20 protein-coding genes and 1 riboswitch are annotated in these 22767 nt (G+C 55.5%); of the genes, 6 read left to right on the forward strand and 14 right to left on the reverse strand.

What is annotated here, in order from left to right; genetic code table 11:
* Nucleotides 1-28: 28 nt before the first annotated feature.
* The 5 genes from ACU6TU_RS12130 to ACU6TU_RS12150 all read right to left on the reverse strand — a co-directional run bounded on the left by ACU6TU_RS12130 (nt 29) and on the right by ACU6TU_RS12150 (nt 4751).
* Nucleotides 29-1114, reverse strand: coding sequence for a chain-length determining protein (locus tag ACU6TU_RS12130; RefSeq protein WP_447141666.1), 1086 nt, complete (start codon nt 1112-1114; stop codon nt 29-31).
* A 3-nt stretch (nt 1115-1117) separates the two neighbouring features.
* Nucleotides 1118-1915, reverse strand: a complete 798-nt coding sequence (locus ACU6TU_RS12135; RefSeq protein WP_447141667.1) for an ABC transporter permease — start codon at nt 1913-1915, stop codon at nt 1118-1120.
* A 186-nt stretch (nt 1916-2101) separates the two neighbouring features.
* Nucleotides 2102-3754, reverse strand: coding sequence for a polysaccharide biosynthesis/export family protein (locus tag ACU6TU_RS12140; protein ID WP_447144243.1), 1653 nt, complete (start codon nt 3752-3754; stop codon nt 2102-2104).
* A gap of 80 nt (nt 3755-3834) precedes the next feature.
* Nucleotides 3835-4272, reverse strand: a complete 438-nt coding sequence (locus tag ACU6TU_RS12145; RefSeq protein WP_447141668.1) for a DVU3141 family protein — start codon at nt 4270-4272, stop codon at nt 3835-3837.
* Nucleotides 4273-4577: 305 nt separating this feature from the next.
* Nucleotides 4578-4751, reverse strand: coding sequence for a YqaE/Pmp3 family membrane protein (locus tag ACU6TU_RS12150; protein WP_100821258.1), 174 nt, complete (start codon nt 4749-4751; stop codon nt 4578-4580).
* Nucleotides 4752-5322: 571 nt separating this feature from the next.
* On the opposite strand from ACU6TU_RS12150, the gene ACU6TU_RS12155 reads away from it, so the two are divergent.
* Entirely contained in the window at nt 5323-5508 is a 186-nt protein-coding gene (locus ACU6TU_RS12155; protein WP_447141669.1) for a DUF1289 domain-containing protein, read from the forward strand.
* A gap of 131 nt (nt 5509-5639) precedes the next feature.
* Here ACU6TU_RS12155 and ACU6TU_RS12160 read toward each other — a convergent pair whose 3' ends face one another.
* The 4 genes from ACU6TU_RS12160 to ACU6TU_RS12175 all read right to left on the reverse strand — a co-directional run bounded on the left by ACU6TU_RS12160 (nt 5640) and on the right by ACU6TU_RS12175 (nt 9242).
* Nucleotides 5640-6002 (reverse strand): ribbon-helix-helix domain-containing protein, encoded by a 363-nt coding sequence (locus ACU6TU_RS12160; protein WP_447144244.1) that lies wholly within the window; start codon nt 6000-6002, stop codon nt 5640-5642.
* Nucleotides 6003-6163: 161 nt separating this feature from the next.
* A complete protein-coding gene (locus tag ACU6TU_RS12165; protein ID WP_447141670.1) occupies nt 6164-6730 on the reverse strand; it encodes a DJ-1/PfpI family protein in 567 nt (188 codons plus the stop codon).
* 266 nt (nt 6731-6996) lie between these two features.
* Complete coding sequence (locus ACU6TU_RS12170; protein ID WP_447141671.1) at nt 6997-8031, reverse strand: proline racemase family protein; 1035 nt, start codon at nt 8029-8031, stop codon at nt 6997-6999.
* On the reverse strand, nt 8028-9242 hold the full coding sequence (locus ACU6TU_RS12175; RefSeq protein ID WP_447141672.1) for a zinc-binding dehydrogenase: 1215 nt from the start codon (nt 9240-9242) through the stop codon (nt 8028-8030). The genes ACU6TU_RS12170 and ACU6TU_RS12175 overlap by 4 nt, the downstream gene beginning before the upstream one ends.
* Nucleotides 9243-9378: 136 nt before the next feature.
* Here ACU6TU_RS12175 and ACU6TU_RS12180 point away from each other — a divergent pair, with 136 nt between their 5' ends.
* Nucleotides 9379-10557: an MFS transporter gene (locus ACU6TU_RS12180; RefSeq protein WP_447141673.1), complete on the forward strand. Its 1179-nt coding sequence runs from the start codon at nt 9379-9381 to the stop codon at nt 10555-10557.
* Here the strand turns inward: ACU6TU_RS12180 and ACU6TU_RS12185 are convergent.
* Nucleotides 10535-11929 carry a sodium:solute symporter gene (locus ACU6TU_RS12185; RefSeq protein WP_447141674.1) on the reverse strand — a complete coding sequence of 465 codons (1395 nt, stop codon included), beginning with the start codon at nt 11927-11929 and terminating at the stop codon, nt 10535-10537. The two genes, ACU6TU_RS12180 and ACU6TU_RS12185, sit on opposite strands and share 23 nt — an antisense overlap.
* Nucleotides 11919-12024, reverse strand: a riboswitch (TPP riboswitch). It overlaps the preceding gene by 11 nt.
* A 121-nt stretch (nt 12025-12145) precedes the next feature.
* Nucleotides 12146-12736 (reverse strand): peroxidase-related enzyme, encoded by a 591-nt coding sequence (locus ACU6TU_RS12190; protein WP_447141675.1) that lies wholly within the window; start codon nt 12734-12736, stop codon nt 12146-12148.
* Nucleotides 12737-12893: 157 nt separating this feature from the next.
* Here ACU6TU_RS12190 and ACU6TU_RS12195 point away from each other — a divergent pair, with 157 nt between their 5' ends.
* Nucleotides 12894-13586, forward strand: a complete 693-nt coding sequence (locus ACU6TU_RS12195) for a hypothetical protein (protein ID WP_447141676.1) — start codon at nt 12894-12896, stop codon at nt 13584-13586.
* Between the two features lie 110 nt (nt 13587-13696).
* Here ACU6TU_RS12195 and ACU6TU_RS12200 read toward each other — a convergent pair whose 3' ends face one another.
* The 3 genes from ACU6TU_RS12200 to ACU6TU_RS12210 all read right to left on the reverse strand — a co-directional run bounded on the left by ACU6TU_RS12200 (nt 13697) and on the right by ACU6TU_RS12210 (nt 18062).
* Nucleotides 13697-15196 (reverse strand): CoA-acylating methylmalonate-semialdehyde dehydrogenase, encoded by a 1500-nt coding sequence (locus ACU6TU_RS12200; protein WP_447141677.1) that lies wholly within the window; start codon nt 15194-15196, stop codon nt 13697-13699.
* 378 nt (nt 15197-15574) lie between these two features.
* The gene (locus ACU6TU_RS12205) at nt 15575-16570 is read right to left on the reverse strand and encodes an alpha-E domain-containing protein (RefSeq protein WP_447141678.1); all 996 of its coding nucleotides are present in this window, start codon (nt 16568-16570) and stop codon (nt 15575-15577) included.
* A gap of 4 nt (nt 16571-16574) precedes the next feature.
* The gene (locus tag ACU6TU_RS12210) at nt 16575-18062 is read right to left on the reverse strand and encodes a circularly permuted type 2 ATP-grasp protein (protein WP_447141679.1); all 1488 of its coding nucleotides are present in this window, start codon (nt 18060-18062) and stop codon (nt 16575-16577) included.
* Nucleotides 18063-18486: 424 nt separating this feature from the next.
* On the opposite strand from ACU6TU_RS12210, the gene ACU6TU_RS12215 reads away from it, so the two are divergent.
* The 3 genes from ACU6TU_RS12215 (at nt 18487) to ACU6TU_RS12225 (ending at nt 22759) form a co-directional block, all read left to right on the forward strand.
* Nucleotides 18487-19374, forward strand: a complete 888-nt coding sequence (locus ACU6TU_RS12215; protein ID WP_447141680.1) for a transglutaminase family protein — start codon at nt 18487-18489, stop codon at nt 19372-19374.
* A 113-nt stretch (nt 19375-19487) separates the two neighbouring features.
* A complete protein-coding gene (locus ACU6TU_RS12220; protein ID WP_447141681.1) occupies nt 19488-21887 on the forward strand; it encodes a circularly permuted type 2 ATP-grasp protein in 2400 nt (799 codons plus the stop codon).
* Complete coding sequence (locus ACU6TU_RS12225; RefSeq protein ID WP_447141682.1) at nt 21884-22759, forward strand: transglutaminase family protein; 876 nt, start codon at nt 21884-21886, stop codon at nt 22757-22759. Before ACU6TU_RS12220 ends, ACU6TU_RS12225 begins: the two co-directional genes overlap by 4 nt.
* The last annotated feature ends 8 nt before the right edge of the window (nt 22760-22767 follow it).

The raw sequence follows: 22767 nt of genomic DNA on the forward strand, positions 1-22767 counted from the left end.
AGAGGTGGCATTCGCATTTGACGTTTCATTAATCCCGGTGGTCTTTGATGATCATGATCATCATGCTGACTATCAGCGAGAGGAACAGGGTGATAATGGCAAATACCGCGCTGTTATAGAGGCGGTCCGGTTCGGTCGGGTATTCCGGCATTAGTGGGCTTTGCAATACGCTGACCTGTTTGAGCTGTCGAGCCGCTTCCAGGCGGGTGTTTTCCAGTGCAGCCAAGGCGCTTGAGTAGGTTTCCTGGGCGAACTGGGCGCGCAGCTCGAGCATTTCATATTCAGCAGAAACGCGGTTGAGCGAATCTCCAGTGGTCTGGGCCAGACGGTCACGCTGCTCGATAATCTGGTCTCGCAGGGCGGCCAGTTCTCGCTCTACCCGGCGTAAGTCAGAGGACTGGGCACTTTGGTAGCTCGCCATGGCGTTGCGCTGTGCCTGCAGCCGGGCAAGGTCACCTTCCAGCGTTGCTACTACCTGATTAATGTTTTCAACTGTTGTGGTAGGAGACACCAGACCGTACTCATTCTGGAATTCCAGCAGCTGGGTGCGGGTTTCTTCAAAGCGCTCTTCCAGGCGCACCATCTGGCGTTCCAGGAAGGTGACCTGCTCTTCCGCCAGGCGGTGGCCCATTTCGTTCATATGGTTTTCACCCGCCTGCAACAGCTCGGTTGCCAACTGGTGGGCAAATTCCGGCGTGTACGCTTGCACACGAATATTCAGAACGCCTGCGTATTCATCCAGCTCTACTTCTATGCGTCGAAGATAATATTTGTGCAGGTCTTCAATGGGGCCATCGGGCATACGCAGGGTCGCCAGGATGTCGCCGTGCTCACTGTAGTGGGCACGCAAGTCCAGCTTTTCATCCAGATGCTTGAGCATATCGACTGAGAGTAAGTGCTCACGCAACAGTAACAGGTCAGCGGTATTGCCTCCGCTGCCGCCCATCAGGGAAGCAAAACTGATTTCCGGTGCGGCAACCTGAGGGCTTTCCAGCACGACGGTGGCGTTGGAAACATAGCGTTCCTGCGCCCAGATAAACCAGTAGAAAGTAACAACCGCGATTGCAATAAACGCGACAAGCCAATGAGGATTATGACGAAGAAAACGTTGCATCGATTATTTTGCCTTTAACCGTTCAGCAAAGCGCAGGTGAAACAGCAGCCCTAACGCGATTGTAGATAATGTAAATAGCCAGAAATACAGCATACTGGTGCCGGTCACGACCTGGTATTTTTCGAAGAACCCGAGACGCAGGGTTTCCAGACCGTGGGGAATGGGGTTGAGCATCAGATATTCCAGCAGCCAATGCGGCAGTTGGTTCAGAGGCAGGATAACCCCGGAAAGTATCAACAGTGGCAGTGATAGCATGCGGATGATTCGACCGACTTCCGGCACCATCGTAGCCAGGACAGAAGTAACTAGCCCCAACCCTAACCCCAGTGACCATAGTGACAGCCAGCCCCCCATGGCGCGGATTGCATTATCCGGGGACATATCCAGCCCCAGCATCAAGCCGCCAGCAATAAACAGCAGAAAGACAAAGGTGCGCAACATGCCTTCAAGAAAGTTGCGCACCAGTACCGGGTCCACCGGGCGCACCTGACGGTAAGCAAACAGGGCACTATTGCTATTAATAGCCCCCATGCCCTGAAGCATTCCGTCGCGAACCAGGAAAAAACCCATCAGCCCCATAATCAACCAGGGAATGAATTCAGCGTTGACAATCAGCCGCCCACCGCGAATAAAGCTGCGGATAAACACCATGATGGCAACCATGGCGACGGGTTCAAAAATCATCCAGAACCAGCCCATACGGTCAGCCATGGTGCGCGAGATAGCTTCACGCATGAACATGGCGTACCACACACTACGTGTGACCTGCCAAGGCGTGCGGGACGCTCTTACATCAGCCATAAAGGTACTTTTAGTGAGGAAAGTTGATTTAGTTATTAGCCACGGGTAAATAAAACGCTAGCCACGGATGAACACGGATAACCACGGATAAACCCCAAAACTTTTTTTAAATATTTTTGGTTTTCCGTTGTTGACCTTATCCGTGGTTATCCGTGTTCATCCGTGGCCCAAAACCGTGGCAAACAATTACAGATCAACCGCGACGCGGGTGGCGACGGCGATCTGGAAGAGGATCTGCGTCAGCGTGGAGGCCAGCTGCAGGTTATGCGTGGGTGCGGCGGGCATCACGAGCACTTCATCACCTGGGCGAAGGCTCGAGGTGCGCGCATCAATCACGGCGCCGTTCTGGCGTACCAGCAGGATATGATCGTCATCGGCGCGGTTGGTGAAGCCACCGGCACTCATGATGTAATCCATCACGTTCATTCCCGGTTGATAAACCGCCGCTTGAGGCACCACCACTTCACCACTGATCAGTACGGAATCGCTGACTTCAGGGATGGTGATTACGTCGCCGTCCTGTAGACGAATATCAGCAATACCGTTATTGCTGGCAACCACCAGACGACCACTCGGTTCAAGCTCACGGGCACGGTTAACGAAGTCCTGGATCAGCTCGGCTTCCTGAATGCGCACCTGGGCTTCTTCGTTGGTGCTGGATGGCGCGCTGAGGTAAGTCGTTTCCAGACGACGCAGGCTATCTTCCAGCGATTGTTCCTGCTGTTTTCTGACGCTTTCACGCTGTAATGAAATGCTACGTACTGCTGTCATGCTTTCCGGCACGGCAATGGCATCCAGCAACTCATTCAAGCGGGCATCACGAGGCAGTGCATAGCGGGACGGCCCGTAATAACTGCCTTCAACTTCCACCACAATGGTTTCATTACGCCTGTCAGCGCTGAACATGACCTCATCGCCGCTGCGTACAGTCTGCTGGGCAAAGACATCCAGCGGATAATATTCTGCCATCGGGCCACTGTTACGACTTCCGCGCAACAGCACATGCGAGACACCGCTCTGAGTGCGTGCCAGATTGAGTATTTCGTTGCCGCTGAGCTGGTTGTTCAGCAGTTCATAACGGTGCTCACGATGCACATCACCAGTGACGGCAATGGCAGGACCGCGCTCTTCCACGACAATAGTGTCGCCATCCCGGAACTGTGGGCGGGCAATATCACCGGATATCAGGAAGTCGTAAAGGTCAACGTTAGCAATTACGCGGTCGTTGCGCTTGATGTAAATCTGACGGTAGCTACCCAGGTCCTGGTCAATCCCCCCTGCCTGATCGAGGAAATACAGCAGGGAATCGTTGGGCGTACCGGCGTACCGGCCGGGGTTTTCCACATAACCGGTAACAAAGACAGCCACAGGCTGCACACCCTGCAGGTTGGTATACACTTCGACGTTGTCTGGATAGACCGAGGTGATGGCACTGCGCACGGCGTTATCCACCTGCTGGCTACTCTGCCCTTCGATGTTGATCGGGCCGATCCCCGGCAGGAAGATATTGCCTTGCGCATCAACGGGCAAAGCACGATCCAGCTCAATGGCACCCCAGGCGCGTACCGTTACCTGGTCTCCCGGTTTAACCTGGTAGCCAGGATTCAGACCGTCGCCCATGGCTCCACGAAAACCACCGGTAAACAGGTTGGCACCAAACGGCGGCAGACCATCAATCATGGCTTCACGCTCGCTTTGCGGCACTGGCCCATAGGTGCCGCTGCGCCAGTCGGCACGCGGATTATCTGCCACCTGCTGAGACTGGCCACTGTCTTCCGGCAAAATGCTGTCAGGCTGAGTGATCTGCTGCGCCCAGACCGGTGCACTCAGAACCGTCATACAACTGATGGAAGCCGTTAATGCCAGCTTGGCGAGGTGGGCACGAACCGCGTTTGCGTGTTCCTTCATCTTGGGCATCCTTATAGCGTTCGTGAGGTTGATTCAGTAATGACGCGCTGGTCGACCCAGCCATTCGCCGCCCGACACACCAGGGCTTCCCGCTGGGGCTGCTGGCCGCCCATCACCTGCAAACGGCGGCACTGCCGACCACTGGCGGCCAGGTAAATCTGACCTGCCGAGATATCCACGCCAGCTCCCCATGGGCTTTGCGCCAGGTTGATCACGCTTCCTGCCGGTGCTTGCTCAAGAAAACCGTTCAGATTGGTGTCCTGTATCGGCCGGGCAGAATCCTGGTTGAGTACGTAACCCGCTGAAGCGGCGTCGCCATGTGGATAATGCGTGGCACAGCCAGTTAACAAGACAGCACCAATGACCAGCAGGCTAGGTCTCAGAAACCCGGCTCGTGAAAACCCAGTTCTTGAAAACCCGGTTCGTGAAAAAATAGAGAGAAATGACATTACGGTATCCAAGCTGTAGGCACGCTACCGCCCTGGGATTCAAACGGGCGTATTCCCTTGCCCAGTCCATGCGCGCAGTGATGAAAGAAACATCCGGCCCCCTGCAGGAGAGGTGCCAAAATGCCATTGTAGGCCATTCGCTGGCCGGTCTCTACGTTGACAAAGGTTGTACATCCTTAATATTCTTAGCGCTTACTTAATCGCTACGCACATCATGGAATAGAGACCGGCCCTCCCGATACTGGGTCAAGTCGCCAAGGCGACTTTGCTACCTGTTTAGCTTTAAACCTGTTCAGCTTTAAACGTCAGTGCTTGATAATGACATACAGCGCATGAATGATACCGGGAATGAAGCCAAACAGCGTGAGCACGATATTCAGCCAGAAATGCCCTTTGAAGCCAACTTCCAGAAAAGTGCCCAGCGGGGGGAGCAGAATAGCGAAAATAATCTTGATAGGGTCGGTCGCGGTAAATGCCATGAGTAAAGCCTCCTGTGCTTTTTTATACAGATATTTTCTACAGATGCCTTCAAAGTTATACAGATACTCTCTGAAAAAGTATTACCACAAAAACTGTTAACAAAAGCGGTTCATACAAGCAGTTAACACAAACTATCAACATTCGTTAACACAGTATTTGAGTGCGTATCTGGATCCGTCTTTTTGAAAGCATCTTGAGTGAAAATCCTGCTTGCATTGCTACTTCAGTATAGCGAATGCGCAGCGTGTCGTTGGGTGTGACCGTACCTGTTGCCTCACGTTCCTACCATTGACGATTTTTAATATCTTTCAACGAATAAAAGGCCTTCCGTCAAAAGCCTTTCTGACGTGCCTGAACCGGCATGTAAATAGTAGGAGCCAGAGCCGGAAAAGGCCTTCAGAAAGCGTGAACATTCCACCTTCGTTCCTTGAAAACCAAGGAGTCAATATAAAACCTGACACTGAAGTGATGAATAAGCAGAGATTGCAGGGGTGCCAATGGGCAATTTACCGATTACCCTGTCGAGCTGCTGACACTATTTCTGACTTATTCAAAGGGATTACCTGAACAATGACTGACCCTACTGCCAAAAAGCGGCCGCTGTCTCCCTGCGTACAGATCTGCCGTATTGATTCGGTCAACCAGCTGTGTGAGGGCTGCGGGCGTAGCCTGGATGAGATTGCCTGCTGGAGCCAGATGACCGAGGCCGACAAAGCCCCGGTATGGGAACGCCTGGAAGCACAGGGGTATGTGTGAAGGGAGAAACCCTGCCACGGATGCACACAGATAAATACGGATAAGGTCAAAATCAAAATGGCAAATAAAAACCAAAACCCAAAAGGGTTTCATCCGTGTGCATCCGTGGCTAAACACCACCCAGGTCAAGTCTAGTGCACTGCGCGATGGGATCTTGTCTGTTCCCGCTCAAGAATGCCCTTGGCATCCAGCGAGCCAACCGGGACGCGCGAATTCACAGGAATATCGCCACTGACCTGCAGCGCCTGGTAACGCAGCACGCACACTCGCAAGAAGGAAGTAAAGTTACCAAGATCATGACCGGCATCAATCGATTCATGGTAGAGCCGAGTGATCAGCTGGGCGGTGTTCATCGCATCGCGATGCGCCATTTCTTCCAGCACTTGCCAGAAGTAATTTTCCATCCGCACGCTGGTCACCATGCCATCAATACGTAGCGAGTGCGTCTGGCTTTGCCATAACGCTGGGTCAGCGTTGATAAACAGCTTGCACATACTTTTCAAAGCCCTCTCTCCAGATACCCTCACCACATACCCATTACTGCATAGCTGTTTCTACACAGCCATTTTATTGATGAATACGAGGCTTTTCGCTCTATTAATGCAAACAGTGTACATCCCAGCATAGAACAGCAACTCGTATTCATCACCCGCATTTAACGGTTCAGCAACGCCATGAATTGCGAAAGCCAGGCAGGGTGTGCGGGCCAGGCGGGGGCGGTGACCAGATTGCCATCGGTGACGGCATCCGTTACCTCAAGGTCTGCGAAGTGCCCACCGGCAAGCTCGACTTCCGGCTGACAGGCCGGATAGGCGGAACATTTTCTACCTTCCAGCACTTTGGCGGCAGCGAGCAGCTGCGCACCGTGACAGACAGCCGCAACCGGCTTATCCGCGTCGAAAAAGTGTCGCACCATCGCCAGTACAGCACCGTTAAGGCGCAAATACTCAGGGGCTCTCCCGCCGGGTATCACCAGGGCATCGTAGCTTGCCGGGTCAACCGCGGCAAAGTCAGCGGTTAGTGCAAAGCGATGACCCGGCTTTTCGGTATAGGTCTGGTCGCCTTCAAAATCGTGAATGGCGGTAGCCACGGTGTCGCCCGCCTTTTTGTCAGGGCAGACGGCATCGACATGGTGCCCCACTGCCATCAAGGCCTGAAACGGCACCATGGTTTCGTAATCTTCGGTGAAATCGCCGGTAATCATCAAAATGCGTTTGCTCATAGTTGTGCTCCTTGTCGTGTCATTGTCATTGTTATGGCTTTTAAACAGCTCCACATCAATGAGGTTAGCAACTTGCAGAGCATGGCGGGTATTAACCGGATACTACGAAGAAATATTGAGGAGTGAACGCCCTGCGGGCTTGTGAGGAGTGAGGTAAAACCGCCACGGATGCACACGGATAAGACCAAAACCCAAAACCATAAATAAAAACCAGGGGGTTTATATCCGTGAAAATCCGTGTTTATCCGTGGCTAAAAGCGTAAACGCTACCGGTCGCTGAGGATATGGTGCAACTTGCCGCATTTGACCATCGGGTCGTCGCAGTTGATGACGATTTCCGAGTTGGCGAGGACATAGCTGCGGCCGGTGGTGGTATTTTCTACCACTTCGAATTCTCCCGCCTGATGCGTGCCGGTGAAGGTGCCGATAAAGCCGGTTTCACGCAGCGAGACAGTTTCCAGCTTATCACCGAGCTTCAATCGCCCTTCGTAGTTCATCAATGCCAGACGTGCTGAGGTGCCCGTGCCGGTGGTGCTGCGGCAGATCACCCCCGGGTGTACGTAGGTCGTGGAACGCGAGCGAATGAAGCCATCTGCGATGCGCTCTTCCGGCCCCATGAAATGCAGAAACGGCAGTGGCCCTACATCGCCCAGAGTATAGTGGGAGAAGCCACGTTCAGCTTTAATCGCCTCGACAATCCTGTAGGCACATTCCGCCAGCGCCCGCTCTTCTTCCAGCACGAGTCTGAAGCCGAGCTCTTCGGCATCCACCAGTGCGTAAAACCCGCCGCTGTAGGCCACGGAATAGGTTACCTCGCCGATATCAGGCACATTGATGGTGGCACGATAGGTGTCAATGTAGCTGGGCAGCCCTTCACAGGTGACCGATTCCACCACGCCGTCTTTGACCGTGGCTTCGACATTTACCAGCCCCGCCGGGGCTTCGAGTTTGAAATGCTGAACGCCTTCACATTTCTCGACAATCCCCGCTTCAAGTACGGCAGTGGCGGTACACAGGGTGTTGGAACCGGAATAGATCGGGTAGCCCATGACCTCCATGATGATATAGCCTGCGGCGGCTTCCGGGTGGGAAGCAGGAACGATCAGATCCACCGACATTTCCGGGATACCGTAGGGCTCGAACAGCAGCAGCTCACGCAGGCCATCCGCATCGTCGCGCAGGTATTCCATCTGCTCACGTACCGTTTTTCCCGGCAGGGTATCAATACCGCCGGTCACAATACGGCTGACATCACCACCGGCATGGGTGTCCATCAGTTGAAGCGTGTGACGGTTTTTCATTGGCTGGCCTCTGTGCTGGCTTGATCTGACCCCAGGCTAAAGGGTGCGCCGTGGGTGTCCCACTGACTGTCGGGAACGATGACAATCTTGCCCAGGTAGTTACTTCCCCGGTTGACGAAATAGCGCTCGGCATCATGCAGTTCTGATAGCTTGAATGCCGCATGCAGTACCGGCTTGAGTTCGCCACTGCGAATCCATGCCATCAATTGCTCGGCCTCTTCACGGGTTCCGTGGGAAACCCCGAAGATCTGCACCTGATACAGGTAGATGCGCGTCCACATCATTTCACTCACGTTGCCGCCGCTGGCACCGGCAATCGACAGGCGTGGGTAGCTTTTCCGGGCGTTCATATCGTGAATCATGGTGTCGATGAACAGGTTCGTCATCTCGCCACCCACCAGGTCCATCACGGCATCAATCGGGGCGCCGCCGGTCTGTTCCAGCACGCGCTCGACAAAGGTCGGCAGATCGCCGCGATCAATCACCGCTTCTGCGCCCATCGACAGCAGTGCATCGGCTTTGTCCGGCTGACTAACCGCGTAAGGAATCGCGCCGACGATACGGCACAGCTGAATCAGCGCCGTACCCACTCCGCCACTGGCACCGGTCACCAGCACCCGCTCGCCACGGCAGATGCTGGCCGAGGTCATCATGTGATACCCCGTCTGGTAAGAGCACATCCCCATGGAGGCCAGTTCTGCGTCCGCCAGTTCCGGGTTAGGAATGTGATGAAACTGATCGGCTGGCAAAGCCACGTATTCGGCATAGCCCCCATCAGCGCCGTGGCCGTAATAGTCCGGCGTCAGGTTGATATCCCGGCGGGCATCGGCGTAGATATTGAAATCCAGCAGGCCGCGCTGGCCGATACGACTGGCGTCTACGCCCTCTCCTACTGCTGCGATACGCCCGGCAATATCCGCGCCCTGAATACGCGGAAAGGTAAAGGTAGGCACGCCCCCCATGGCAAACGAAGTGACATCACCTTTATCCTTGGTCGGGTACAATCCCTCGCGGGCTTTGCGATCGGTATTATTCTTGGCCGTGGCGGTGACCTGCACCAGCACTTCTCCCGACTTGGGCTGAGGTACGGCAACATCGTTACGATATTCCAGTCTGTCGATATCGCCATGGCCTGTCAGCACCATGGCCGCCATGGTAGCTGGCACGCTATGAGCCGATGCCTGGGCGGGAGAAGCAGGGGGTTGGGTCATCGCAGACGCCTTTCTATTATCCAATGTCTATCTCTCAGCTTTGTTGTTCATTCGCTGCAGGAGGCAGCTTGGGCGACGATAGCAAACTTTGCCTGTCGCGCCATCGGGTAACCGCAAAATTTAATGGAGATTGATCTTGTTGCCGTTTGCGTCTGTTTATCACCGCCAGTTGACCTGGCGCTATTTTGCCCTGTTCATCGCTATTGGTATGACAGGTGGCCTGCTGGGGCCAGCCTTGCCACATCTGGCCCAAAGCGTGGATGCCAGCATGAGCCAGATCGCGGTTCTGTTTACGGCCAGGGCGGTGGGCAATATGAGCGGAGCCTTTATCACTGGGCTGTTGCTTGACCGCTTTGATGGCCACAGGGTGCTGTTTGCCATGGGTGCCGTTATGGTCGCGGGACTGTTGATCGCTCCTTTCAGCCCGCTGCTGGTTTTGCTGGCAGGGCTATTTGCGGTGTTGGGGTTTGCCGAAGTGGCGCTCAATTCCGGTGGTAACACCTTGCTGATATGGCTGCATGGTGACGATGCCGGCCCCAATATCAGCGCTCTGCATTTCTGCTTCAGTTTTGGCAATATGCTGACACCGCTGGTGATGGTCGCGGCGTTATCCTTGACCGGCCAGTTTCAGTGGGCATTCTGGGTCGTAGGTGCCTATGCATTGATCACTTTACTGCCGTTACTGCGCTTTTCCAGCCCGCAAAAACGCCCACCTGAAGACACCAACATCCAACACGCCGCGCCCAAACATAGTGACCGCCTTCTGCTGATGCTGTTCATGCTGATTTTTGCCCTTTATGTGGGCATGGAGATTACCTTTGCGGGCTGGGTAACATCTTACGGCGTGCTGGTGGGAATGGCGGCCGAAGAGGCCGCTATATTAGCGACCCTGTTCTGGCTGTCACTTTCTGCTGGGCGACTTTTGGCAATACCGCTGTTGCGCATCACTTCGCCCTGGGTGGTGTTATGCGGCTGCTTGGCGCTGGGGCTGGCAACTGCGGGAGCATTGCATGCGCTTTGGGTGCCCTTGAGCGTGGGCGCGCTGTTATTCGGGTTGGCCGCATCCGCCTTTTTTCCAACCCTTTATGCATTAAGCAACAAGGTAATGGAAATGCATGGGCGAACCACAGGCGCCATCTTTACCGCTGCGGGTAGCGGCGCCCTGGTCATTCCATCGCTGACCGGCCCTTTGCTGGATTGGCTGGGCGCGGGGGCTTTTCCGTTACTGCTGGGCGTGCTGGTGATTTTGATAACCAGCGGCCTGGGGCTGCTGGCTCTGCGTTTACGCTACCTCAAACGGCCGCTCGGCGATTGAGCAACGCCATCATCACGCTCACCAGCGTCGAGGCCAGCAAGGCACCCACAAAAGGCGCCAGTGTGGGAATGCTGTTTGGAAAGGTGGCCGCCAGCACACCCGCACTCAGGTTGCCTTGCGCCACCCAACCGGGCAGCACGGTACCGAGCATGCCCGCAACGCCACCGGCAATGGCCGCGACGGGTGTCATCCTCGACCACAGCCCAAGCAACACTGGTACCACAATGGCGGCGCAGAGCAGGTCGGCAATCAGGAAGAGACGCAGTACCGATACGCCCTGCAGCGCGACAATTACCACCGGCACCATCAGCAGTACCGTCACCCAACGGGCCACGCCCAGTGAGCCTTTCTGCGCAGAGAACTGCTCGCTGGCCAGGGAAGCGATAGCGTTCTGCAGCGTGTCCACGCTGGAAGCAACCAGCGTCACCGCCAGCACCAAGGCGGGGAGCGCCAGCCAGTTCGGCGCTTCAGACAGCAGCGCAAAAAACGGGATAGGTGGCTCGCCAAGGGCCACCCCACTCATCGCCGCCACGATACCCAAGCCACCAATCAACATGACCACCACCACGGTCGCGCCACCGCCCAGCCAGGCACCGCGTGCCAGGCTACGGTTATCTTCTGCGGCCCATACCCGCTGCCAGTAGCCCTGGTGGAAAAGGTTAGCGGCCGTCACTGCTATCACCAGGGTAAGTGCCACGCTCAGTGCGCTCCCGATAGGCGCGCTGGGCATAACGGCATCAGCTGGCAATTCAGGCAGCGCGTTCAAGGCAACGCCGCCAACAATCACCAGCAGGATAATCAGTAGCCAGGCCTGCCAGCGGTCCGTGGCCAGGCTCGCCCTGAGACCACCAACGGCGGTATAAAGCAAGGTAGTGAGCGCCACACCGAGAATCACCAGCGCAGGCGGCACATCAGAAAGCAGCGCGGTAATCGCACCAATCGCCGTTAGCTCAGCGGCCAGAAAGCAGGCCATGTAAGCCACTGATACCAGCGTTACCCAGTAGCGTACACCACGCCCGTAGCAAGCCTGGGCAAACTCGGCGATGCTGCGCCCCTTTGGCAGGGCACGGCGGATTTTAGGACCGTATAAACCCAGCACAATAAAAGGCAGTGCTGACCCGATGGCATACCCCGCCAGAGCAACCGGGCCAACAAAGGCACCGATTTCCGGCGGCGCGAACAGAATCCACGCCCCCATGCCTGAGGCCAGAAAGGATAGGCCAATGGTGAATGAAGATTGCGAGTTACGTGCGGAAAGGTAGTCATCCACGGCGTTATCGCCAAGCAGATGATTGGCATAGCGCGCCCGCAGACCCAAAAAAGCAAAACAGAAAAGTGCCGCGCCAAGCGCCGCGGCTGTCAGATATGGCATGTCGCACTTCCTCCGCCGGTACGAACCGGATCAGGTTCCAGGGTCTGCGCGCAACGGCGCGTATTCTCAGCCCTAAGGCTCCCCTGGCGACAGTGAATGTAAGTTGTCAGTAGTAGACTCTATTATTGTTGCGGATTGCTATAAACGAGTAAAGCTCAGACAATTAAAACCCAGGTAATTAAAACCCGGGCAATTAAAACCCAGGCCAGTAAAGCCTCAGCTCTTGTCGCGCGGCACTCGCCCCATCAGATAGAACTCGCTATTGGGCGGCGTGCCTGTCAGCGTTACCAGGCGGTTGGAAAGGCCAAAAAAGGCAGTAATGGCACCAATATCCCAGATATCTTCACGCGTGAACCCTACCGCATTCAGGCGTGCTTCCCAGTCATCTGTCAACTCGCCGACATCCAGGCCGCAATACAGCGCAAAATCCAGCATGACACGATGGCGCTCACTAATCGGCGCCGTACGGTGATTGATCGCCACCTGATCCGCCAGGTGCGGGTCTTTACTGTAAATGCGCACCAGAGCGCCATGGGCTACCACGCAGTAAAGGCAGCGGTTACGGGCGCTGGTGGCTACCACTATCATCTCTTTTTCGGCTTTGCTTAGCGTGTCTGACTCACGCTCCATAAGGGCATCATGGTAGGCAAAAAACGCCCGGAATTCGTCAGGCCGGTGGGCCAGCATCAAAAACACGTTGGGCACAAAACCGGCCTTTTCCTGCACGGCCAGAATGGTGTCACGGATATCATCAGGCAACTCGTTGAGCTCTTCCGGTACGCTGAAACGGCTAAGTGATGTGTTCATTCTGATTCCTGTTGTTTTTGTGAGTCGTGAGTCGTGAGTCAAAAGCTTTTCTTTTATTGCTACGCTCGCCATACTGAACACCGCATTAATTAAAGCTTGTTTACTTTTTTGGCGCATGCGCATTGCAGCGCTGATTGTTTGCTTATAGGGAAGCCCCATGCGCTACAACGAAGCGAAGGAACATACCCCCGGTCGCCTCCACAATCTCTTCGCCGATCCTTATCATGCGTTCGATAATGAAAGCCATGAGCGCCAGCTGCATATCCGCGTGATGCTTCACCAGCTTGCCGTCATTCCTATGCAACGAGGTCTGTTAACGCTAAGGGTGATCCATGGCTGGCAAAACGGTGGTTATGACCCCAGCGAGCTGCAATATGCGGAATATCCCCTGAACACCCTAGCGGACCTTAAACGTGTCAGCACCCTGTTCAATGCGGATGCCAAACATGCCAACACTTTCCCATGCACTGATAACAGCTTGCTGGCGGCGCCTTTAGATACTGTGATTGCCAATGCGCTAGCAGATGGTCAAAAGCTGGATCAGGACATCCGTCTTCGCCCCGCTCACTGGCCTGAATTCAACGGTGGGCTGACGCTTTACACACTTTTCAAGATGTATCATCGCCTGGTATATAGCGAAGATGATGCCTACCGTAGCAGCCAGTGTCGTACACCGGCAGGCATTCGCGAAATCCATGAATTCCATTTAGAAGAAGGTGAGTTTGCGTTTTTAACGCCGCCGGATCGTCACTTTACTCAGGAAGCATCGATACTGGTAATGCATGAAAGCCAGCTGGAACCTTTCGAGCACCTTCTGACTGAGACTCTGCCGCTTTTCGACTCGGTTTGAGAAAGCTGTCTTTATTTATCAATATGCCCCGCATTGGCGGGGCATACTTTTTACAACTTCTCTTTTATAACCCTTCTTTTATAAACCTAGCTTTACCGCATCTGGCGCTGTTAGCTTAGCGAGATGGTGCTGTTGATGCCGCTGGATACGTTTTCCGGCTCGAACCAGCGTGCGGTGACCGTTTTGGTCTGTGTCCAGAAAGCAATCGCCTGCTTGCCGTTGGGGCCAAGGTCGCCCAGTTTGGAGCCGCGTGAACCGGTAAAGCTGAAGTAGGCGACGGGCACTGGAATCGGTACGTTGATACCAATCTGACCCACTTCGATATCGGTCTCGAAGCGACGCGCTACCCAACCGGAGTTGGTAAAAATCGAGGTGCCGTTACCGTTGGGGTTGGCATTGATGAACTCAATCGCATCATCCAGGGTTTCGACGGAAAGCACACAAAGTACCGGGCCGAAAACTTCTTCGCGGTAAATGGTCATGTCCGCCGTCACATCCGCAAACAGGGTCGGGCCGACGAAGTTGCCGTCCGGGTAACCTTCGACCGTGCAACCTCTGCCGTCCACCAGCAGCTTGGCACCTTCTTTTTCACCTGCGGTAATCAGACGTTCAACGCGGTCTTTAGCCTGAGGAGATACCAGGGGGCCGAGATCCGCATCGCGCTGCGTGCCAGGCCCGATCTTCATGCTCTGCGCACCGGCTACGATATCGCCTAGCCATTCACGCGCTTCCCCGACTAACACCACCACCGAGTTCGCCATGCAACGCTGCCCTGCCGCCCCAAATGCGGACCCCAGTAGATTGTTAATCGCCTGGCTGCGGTTGGCATCCGGCATGACCACGCAGTGGTTTTTCGCCCCCATCATTGACTGCATACGCTTGCCTGCGGCGGCAGCACGGTTATAGAGCAGCGACCCAACGTGGCTGGAGCCGATAAAGGATAGCGCCTTGATGTCCTGATGATCAGCAATCTGATTCGCCACATCCGGCCCGCCGTGTACCACGTTCAGCACACCTGCGGGGATACCGGCCTCATGAGCCAGCTCAACCAGACGCATGGTGGACGTCGGGTCCTGCTCGGAGGGCTTGAGGACAAAGGTATTCCCCGTGGCAATGGCCAGCGGGAACATGAAACATGGCAGCATGATAGGGAAGTTAAAGGCGGTAATACCCGCGCCAACACCCAGCGGCTGATGCATGGTGTAGACGTCGACTTCGCTGGCGGCATTTTCCGCCAACTCACCCAGCTGCAGGGAAGTAATCGAGCAGGCATGCTCCACCACTTCAAGGCCGCGACCCACTTCACCTTCCGCATCCGGCAGGGTTTTACCATGCTCTTCGGTAATCATCGCCGCCAGTTCAGCAGTATTGTCACGAATCAGCGCCTGGAGTTTGAGCATGATACGCATGCGCTTGCCCAAGGGGACTTTGCGCCATGTTTTAAAGGCTTCCTTGGCGCTGGCGACAGCGCGTTCCACTTCTTCCGCCGTACAGAACGGTACCCTGGCCACCACCTCTTGCGTGGCGGGGTTAACCACATCACGCCAATCCTGGCTCTGTGATTTTACCGGCTGACCATCAATGTACATGGGGATTTCGCGAACGGACATGGCATCTCTCCAGTTAGCTTTTGCACCTGTTAAAGGGGCGTGTCTGTTGTATTTGTCATGCGCGCCTTTCGTCGCCTGCACGCAGGGAATCAATCTTACGGCAGCGCCTGAATGGGTAACAGGGGATGGTATAGCAGGAAGTTGACGTAAGCGTCAATATATGGATAAAAAGAGTTAACGCCGAGACAGACCTTAGGAGGGACATCAGCTCGGGATATCAATCAACAGGAAAGCCGTTACGCCGGAGAGGGAAATAAGTAAACTCGATGAAGAGAAGTGATCTGATGAAAAGCAACGTCCGATGAAAAGTAGTGGCTTGAACCAGAGGGCCTGTTTTATCCGTTAAGAGCAGGCCCACCGGAAACATCACGTTGCGTGTCAGGCAACATCGTCGTCAGTGCTTCTCTCCTCCTGATGCGGGTCAACCTTGGGCACGCGATCATTGTTGACGAAATACGTTGCTGCGATGGCACTGTGAATATTGGCAAAACCGATCTGCATAATATCGATAAAGGCGTGTAACTCATTGGGTGCGTAAGCCAGGCTTTGGACATCCGCCTCGTTTCCGTCTGCACGCACCATCAGCACCGTTGCCAATGCACGATCGCAGCGCGGCAGAGACTGCAGCTGTTCGCCCAGGGTTTCCAGACTGTAGGCAATCGAGCGCGGCAGACAGGGATCCTGAAAAAGGAATCGCAGCACATCTGGGCCGCGTACGCGCAAACGAATCTGCTGACGGTACATCTGATACGCCGTCAGCGATTTCAATACGCTCATCCATTGCAGGTTTTCAAACGGCGTCAGTTCATCCGGGTTCTTGGGCAAAAGGCTTGCCGAACGCACATCGACAATGCGTGTGGTCATATCGGCGCGTTCCAGCTGTCTGCCAAGCTCCATGAAGGTGCGCGCGGAACCTTGACTCATGGTGCCTTCAATCAGACCCGTCAGTGACTGACAGCCACGGATAACGTGCTGAAGGAAGCGGTCCCGTTGACGCGGTTTCACGCTACTTTCGGCGTTATCGGCGATATAGAAATACAGCTGATTGACCTCTTCCCAGGTTTCACGCGGCACCACATCACGAGTGGTGCGCAGATTTTCCCGTGCGCTGGCAAGCGATGCCAAAATAGAGCTACTGTTGCTTGCCTCAGCACATAAAAAGTGTACGACGCTACGCTCATCAAAACTTTCATAGCGCTGTTGATAGGCTTCCAGGCTACCGGTCATTTCCACCAACGGCCCCCACCCCAGGGGAACGTTACGCGGCAAATCCAGCATCAGGTGGCTATTGACGCTTAACAGGCGCGCGGTATCTTCGGCACGTTCGATATAGCGTGCCATCCAGTAAAGGTTTTCTGCTACACGTGACAACATGGCGCTAGACCCCCTGTACGGCAGTGGTCGCCGCTTCATGGTTTTCGTCAGTTTCGATAATCCAGGTGTCTTTGCTGCCGCCCCCCTGAGAAGAGTTCACGACCAGCGAGCCTTCGGTAAGGGCTACCCGAGTCAGCCCGCCCATGGTGACATGGGTTTCCGCACCCGACAGAATAAACGGACGAAGATCCACGTGGCGCGGCTGAGGAAGACCGTTTGCCAGCGTCGGCGTGGTGGAAAGCGCCAGCGTTGGCTGCGCCATATAGTTACGCGGATTTGCCTTGATCAGCCGGGCAAATTCATCGCGTGTTTCCTGGGTCGAATGCGGTCCGATCAACATGCCATAGCCGCCCGACTCATTGGCAGGCTTAACCACCAGCTCATCCAGGTGATCCAGCACATAGCGGCAATCATCTTCGAACATGCAAAGATAACTCGGCACGTTAGGGAGCAAGGGCTCCTGATCCAGATAATAACGAATCAATTCAGGCACAAACGCATAGACAACCTTGTCATCTGCAACGCCAGCGCCGGGGGCATTGGCCAGCGCAACGTTGCCACTGCGCCAGGCACGCATCAGCCCTGGCACACCAAGCATCGAATCCGGATTAAAGGCTTCCGGGTCGAGAAACTCGTCGTCAATGCGGCGATAGATCACATCCACCCGGCGCATCCCCTGAATGGTGCGCATATAGACGCGATCGTGTTCATCGACCAGCAGGTCACTGCCCTGCACTAACTCGACCCCCATTTGCTGGGCCAGGTAAGCATGTTCGAAATAGGCGGAATTGTAGATACCCGGCGTCAGTACAACGACCTGAGGGTCATCCCAAGGGCGAGGCGATAGCCCTGCCAGCATGTCGTAGAGATGGGCAATGTAATCATCTACCGGCAGAATCTTGCCTGAATCAAACAGCTCCGGCAGCACCCGCTTGGTAACGTTGCGGTTTTCCAGCATGTAGGAAACCCCGGAAGGAATCCGCAGATTATCCTCCAGCACGTAAAGGGTGCCATCACCTCCGCGCACCAGGTCCGAGCCGCAGATATGCGCCCAGGTGCCACGAGGCGGGCTGATGCCCACGCACTGGGTGCGGAAATTAACCGACTGGGCAAGCACCTCGGCGGGTAGCACCTTGTCCTTGATCACTTTCTGATCGTGGTAGAGATCATCAATGAACAGGTTGAGCGCTTCCACGCGCTGTTTGAGGCCTGCCTCGGTTCTGCGCCATTCATTGGCGGAAATAATCCGTGGCACGATATCAAACGGCCAGGCCCGGTCTATCATCGAGCCCTCCGAATACACCGTGAAGGTAATGCCCATGGTGCGAATAGCCACTTCAGCCGCCGTTTTGCGCTCCTGCAACTCCTGCGCACTGAAGCCTTCCAGCATGCGGCACAGCTCCATGGCCGAGGCACGTGGCACGCCTGGCGCTGACAGCAACTCATCGTAAAAGTCGCCACATGCATAGTTATTCCAGTTAACCTGACTCATTGGCGCACTCTCCACACATCAATTTAAGATCACACCTTGATTGGGTAATGTCTTATGGTGTCTATTTTTATACTGCTTAGCGCAGACTGACCGTTAAACCTTTCTTCAACGTGCATCTTCAGATGTAAGTCACAGCAAGTTACGTGCCAAGCGGTAAGCACTGATGTATCAACAAGACACTGTCGAACGTATTAATGGCGCGAGTGGAGTTGCATGCACCAAAAAAAAGCACTTTCAAAAACCGATGCATCAAAAAACACCAAGAAGCACCAAAAGGAAATATTGTTCCGTGCGGCTCCCTTTTGAAGCACGCTTTGGCGTAGCATTGAACGCCAGTGCTGGTTATCTGCGAATGCGCTGTTTTCATCTTTGGCATTCGCAACGATGGAATGCCAGACGTCCCGATTTTTTGTGAGGGCGGCTTATGACCCGTGTTGCTTTGTTTCACCGAACCACCTATCGCTTTGACCGCCCTGTCAGGCTTTCACCCCACGTGATTCGCTTGCGCCCGGCGCCCCAGTGTCGAACACCGATCAACGCCTATGCACTGGAAGTGTCAGGCGATGACCACACGCTCCACTGGCAGCAGGACCCGTTCGGCAATTTTAATGCCCGCGTGGTGTTCCCCGAGCCGCGCAACACGTTGAGCATCAGCGTTACGCTTGAAGCCGATATGGTGCCGATCAACCCGTTTGATTTCTTCCTTGACGATGGGGCAGATACTTTTCCTTTTCGCTATTCTGACGTGCTGCAAAAGGAACTGGGGCCGTATCTGGAAATCACCGATCAAGGGCCACAACTGGTTAAGTGGCTGGATAGCATTGCGCGCACGCCAACCCCAAGCGTCGATTTTCTGGTCGCGCTCAACCAGCGTGTACAGCGTGACATTCAATACGAGATGCGCATGGCGCCCGGCGTACAGAGCGCTGAAGATACCCTGCTCCGGGGAATTGGCTCCTGCCGTGACAGCGCCTGGCTACTGGTCCAGGTATTGCGCCATTTAGGACTCGCGGCGCGTTTTGTGTCCGGTTACCTGATCCAGCTGGCTCCGACGGAAATGACAGAGCAAAGCTCAGAAAGCCCTGCCAGCGATGACATAAAAGAGGATTTTTGCGATCTTCACGCCTGGGCAGAAGTCTTTTTGCCAGGGGCTGGCTGGGTCGGACTGGATGCGACATCAGGCTTTCTTGCTGGCGAAGGCCATATTCCCCTGGCCGCCACGCCCAGTATCGGCAGCGCTGCCGCCATTACCGGTACGACCAGCCCATGCGACTCCGACTTCGATGTCGTTATGCAGGTAAAGAGGCTGTAAGCACCGTGATTGCCAGAGCAATAGAAATTAGCAAGCGTTGATACATGGACACTTTGCGAATCGGCAGCCGTGCAGGATAATCTTTTCCACATGACTCAGGATAGCCGTGCCCAATGACTTCGTCCGCAACACCTTCAGCCTCGCCCCTGCTTACAACGCGGCTGGTCGATGATTACCTGACCGCTCAGCGTCAGGCGGCGCCTGATTGTTTTGACGCCATGCTGGACGCCGATGGCAAGCTTCGCCCTGGCTGGAAAAGCCTGCTGTCCACACTGGAGAGACTGGGTGATGACGGCCGCCGACAGCAGGATGAAGAAGTCCAGCGCCTTCTGGCTGAGAACGGCGTGATCTTTAATATGCATGCAGAAAGCCAGGAGCGCAGCTGGCGTGTTGATCCACTCCCCTGGGTCATTGAAGAGACAGAATGGCAAACGTTATCCACTGGCCTGGCACAGCGCAGTCGCCTTTTGAGCGCTCTTTATCAGGATATTTACGGCCCGCGCACCCTGTTCAAGGCGGGTGTTTTATCCGCTAAAAGCCTGCTTGCCACGCCGGAATTACTGCTGCCCTGCTATCGCTCATTGCCGAGTGATCACCCGCCTTTCACTTTTCATGCCATTGACGTCATTCGCGATGCCAGGGGCCAGTGGCGAGTATTGGCGGACCGCTTGCAGGCACCCGCTGGTATGGGCTTTGCGCTGGAAAACCGTATCCTGATGGCGCGCGCTCTGCCGGACATGTACCGCAACGCGCTACTCAAGCGGCTGGCCAGTTTTCTGGATCAGCATCATCGGGCACTGATATCACTGGCAAATGAGCATCGTGAAGCACCGAATGTGGTACTGCTTTCCCCAGGGCCTGCCAGCCCGCGTTATTTTGAACACGCTTACCTTGCCAATTACCTTAACCTCCCCCTGGTGGAAGGTCAGGATCTGGTGGTACGTGATGCAAAGGTATGGCTACGCACCCTGGGCGGTCTAAAAGCCGTCGATGTCATCTTACGCCAGTGCCTTGATGCGCTCTGCGACCCTCTGGAGCTTCGTGGTGACTCAAGCGTTGGCGTACCCGGCTTGCTTCAGGCGGTGCGCGCGGGGAAGGTAGCCCTATCCAACGCACCGGGAGTAGGCATTCTCGAAGCGGCGCCACTGCGTGATGAACTCCCCAGGCTATGCCAGCACCTGCTTGGGGAAACGCTGCTGCTTGGCAATGCGCATGCCGATACTCCCGCGTCGACCAGCCCAGTGTTTGACTCGACCCTCAAAGGCCTGGTGCCCACCACCTTAAACCTGCGCTGCTTTACCAGCCGGACACCGGAAACGCTGAAGGCCAAGGGGGCCAACAATCACGGCGAATACCGTGTGATGCCTGGCGGCCTCGCCTGGGCAGGTCAACCCGGCTCCTCGTCTCTCGGAGCGCAGGTGGTCAAGGATGTCTGGGTAACAGCCGACACGCCACAACCTCATGTCAGCCAGATGCGTCAGGCGCATTCACCCATTGTTACCACTCGAGATGGACTGGACCTTCCCAGCCGGGTCGCGGAACATCTCTTCTGGCTGGGTCGCTACGGAGAACGCCTGGATATCCGGGCGCGACTGTTGCGTGAAGCGCTGCTGCGCCTGATGGAATACGAACAGGACGCACTGGCCGATGGGCTGCTGGATCAACTGCTGCTGAGCCTGAATATCCAGCTAACGGAACAGACCTTCTCCACAGACAGCCACTTTGCCCGCAAGCGTGGTGCGCTGCTGGAACAATTTGATGAGCACAACCCGCTGGCGTTGCAGGCACTGTTTAATCAGCTCTTGAACAATGCACGCAGTGTTCGCGACCACCTGGGTGATGACTCCTGGCGAGTGCTCAATCAGCTCGGCCAGCAGGTCGACTGGCACAGCACAGCCCGCAGCACCAGCACGGCAAGACGCACCTGTGAAAATCTGTCAGCTCAGCTGGCGGCGTTTTATGGTTTGTGCAACGAAACCATGCCCCATCACTTCGGCTGGCGGTTCATGGATATCGGGCGCTTTATCGACCGTCTGCTTGGTTTGCTGTCGTTGATACAGCGAATCCTTCGCGCCCCGGATTCTCCCGGTCAGGCACTGTGGGAAGTCGCACTGTCCACCACCGACAACTTTACGGCCTACCGGCGGCGTTATCGCAGTGAACTGAATCCGGCGGCAATTCTTGATTTGCTGCTATTTGATGAAAGCAATCCTCGTTCGGTCGGTTACATGCTCAAACGCCTTGAGCGGCAAATCGATCGTCTGCCTGGCGGCGAGACGCCTTACCGCAACAGTGAGCGGCGGCTTCTGATTCAGGCCAATGCCGCGCTACATCTCGCCGATATCGAGAAGCTTAGCCGTGTTGGCGAAACCCCGGAAGCCAGTCAGGCGCTCAACACCCTGATCAATGATCTGATAACACCGCTTGGCATGCTGTCTGACGCTATCAGTCAAAGCCACTTCAGCCACGTCGAACAGACCCAGCAGCTGATCAGCATGGAACCTGGCCAATGAAATACACCTTGCGCCACACCACCCGCTACGAATATTCTGCCGCCGTTACCTTGTGCCATAACGAAGCTCGGGTACTCCCACGCAGCACCGAGCTGCAGCAATGCGGGGCCACTGAGCTCAGCATTCTGCCAGCCCCCCAGGTACAAATGGAACGCCGCGACATTTTCGGCAACCGGGTGCTGTATTTTTCATTGGAAGAGATACATCGGGCATTGGAAGTCACTGCCATTACGCCGATTGAGACAGCGCCACCAGCAACGCTGCCAAGCCACTCCCCCGGCTGGGAGCAGGTAGCAGCACAACTCGATCAGCAGGGAGAATTTGACCTCGAGCTTTACCGCCTGGATTCGCCTTTTGTACGTCGCCATGCTGACCTGGCGGCTTTCGCTGGTCGCTGTTTCACGCCTAACCGCCCTATCGTTGAGGCAGCGCTGGCGCTTAATCGACTGATTTATGAAGATTTTGAGTACGATCCAAGTTTTACCACTCTGGCCACTCCTCTGGCCGATGTGCTGAACAGCCAACGCGGTGTTTGCCAGGACTTTGCGCATCTGATGATTGGTGCATTGCGCTCAGTCGGTTTGGCGGCGCGTTACATGAGTGGCTACCTGGAAACGCGCCCACCTCCCGGCCAACCCAGGCTGGTGGGGGCTGATGCCTCGCATGCCTGGCTGGCGGTATGGATACCCGACTGGGGCTGGCTAGCGCTGGACCCCACCAACGGCAGCATCGCCGGTGAACAGCACCCGGTGCTGGCCTGGGGCCGGGATTATGCGGATGTCGCCCCTCTCAAGGGTGTTATGAACGGCGGTGGCGACCATCAGCTCGCGGTAGAAGTCGATGTAATGCCAGCAGAGCCGCCCGCTACCTAAAAGAGAGA

Source organism: Halomonas sp. LS-001 (genome assembly GCF_052983955.1).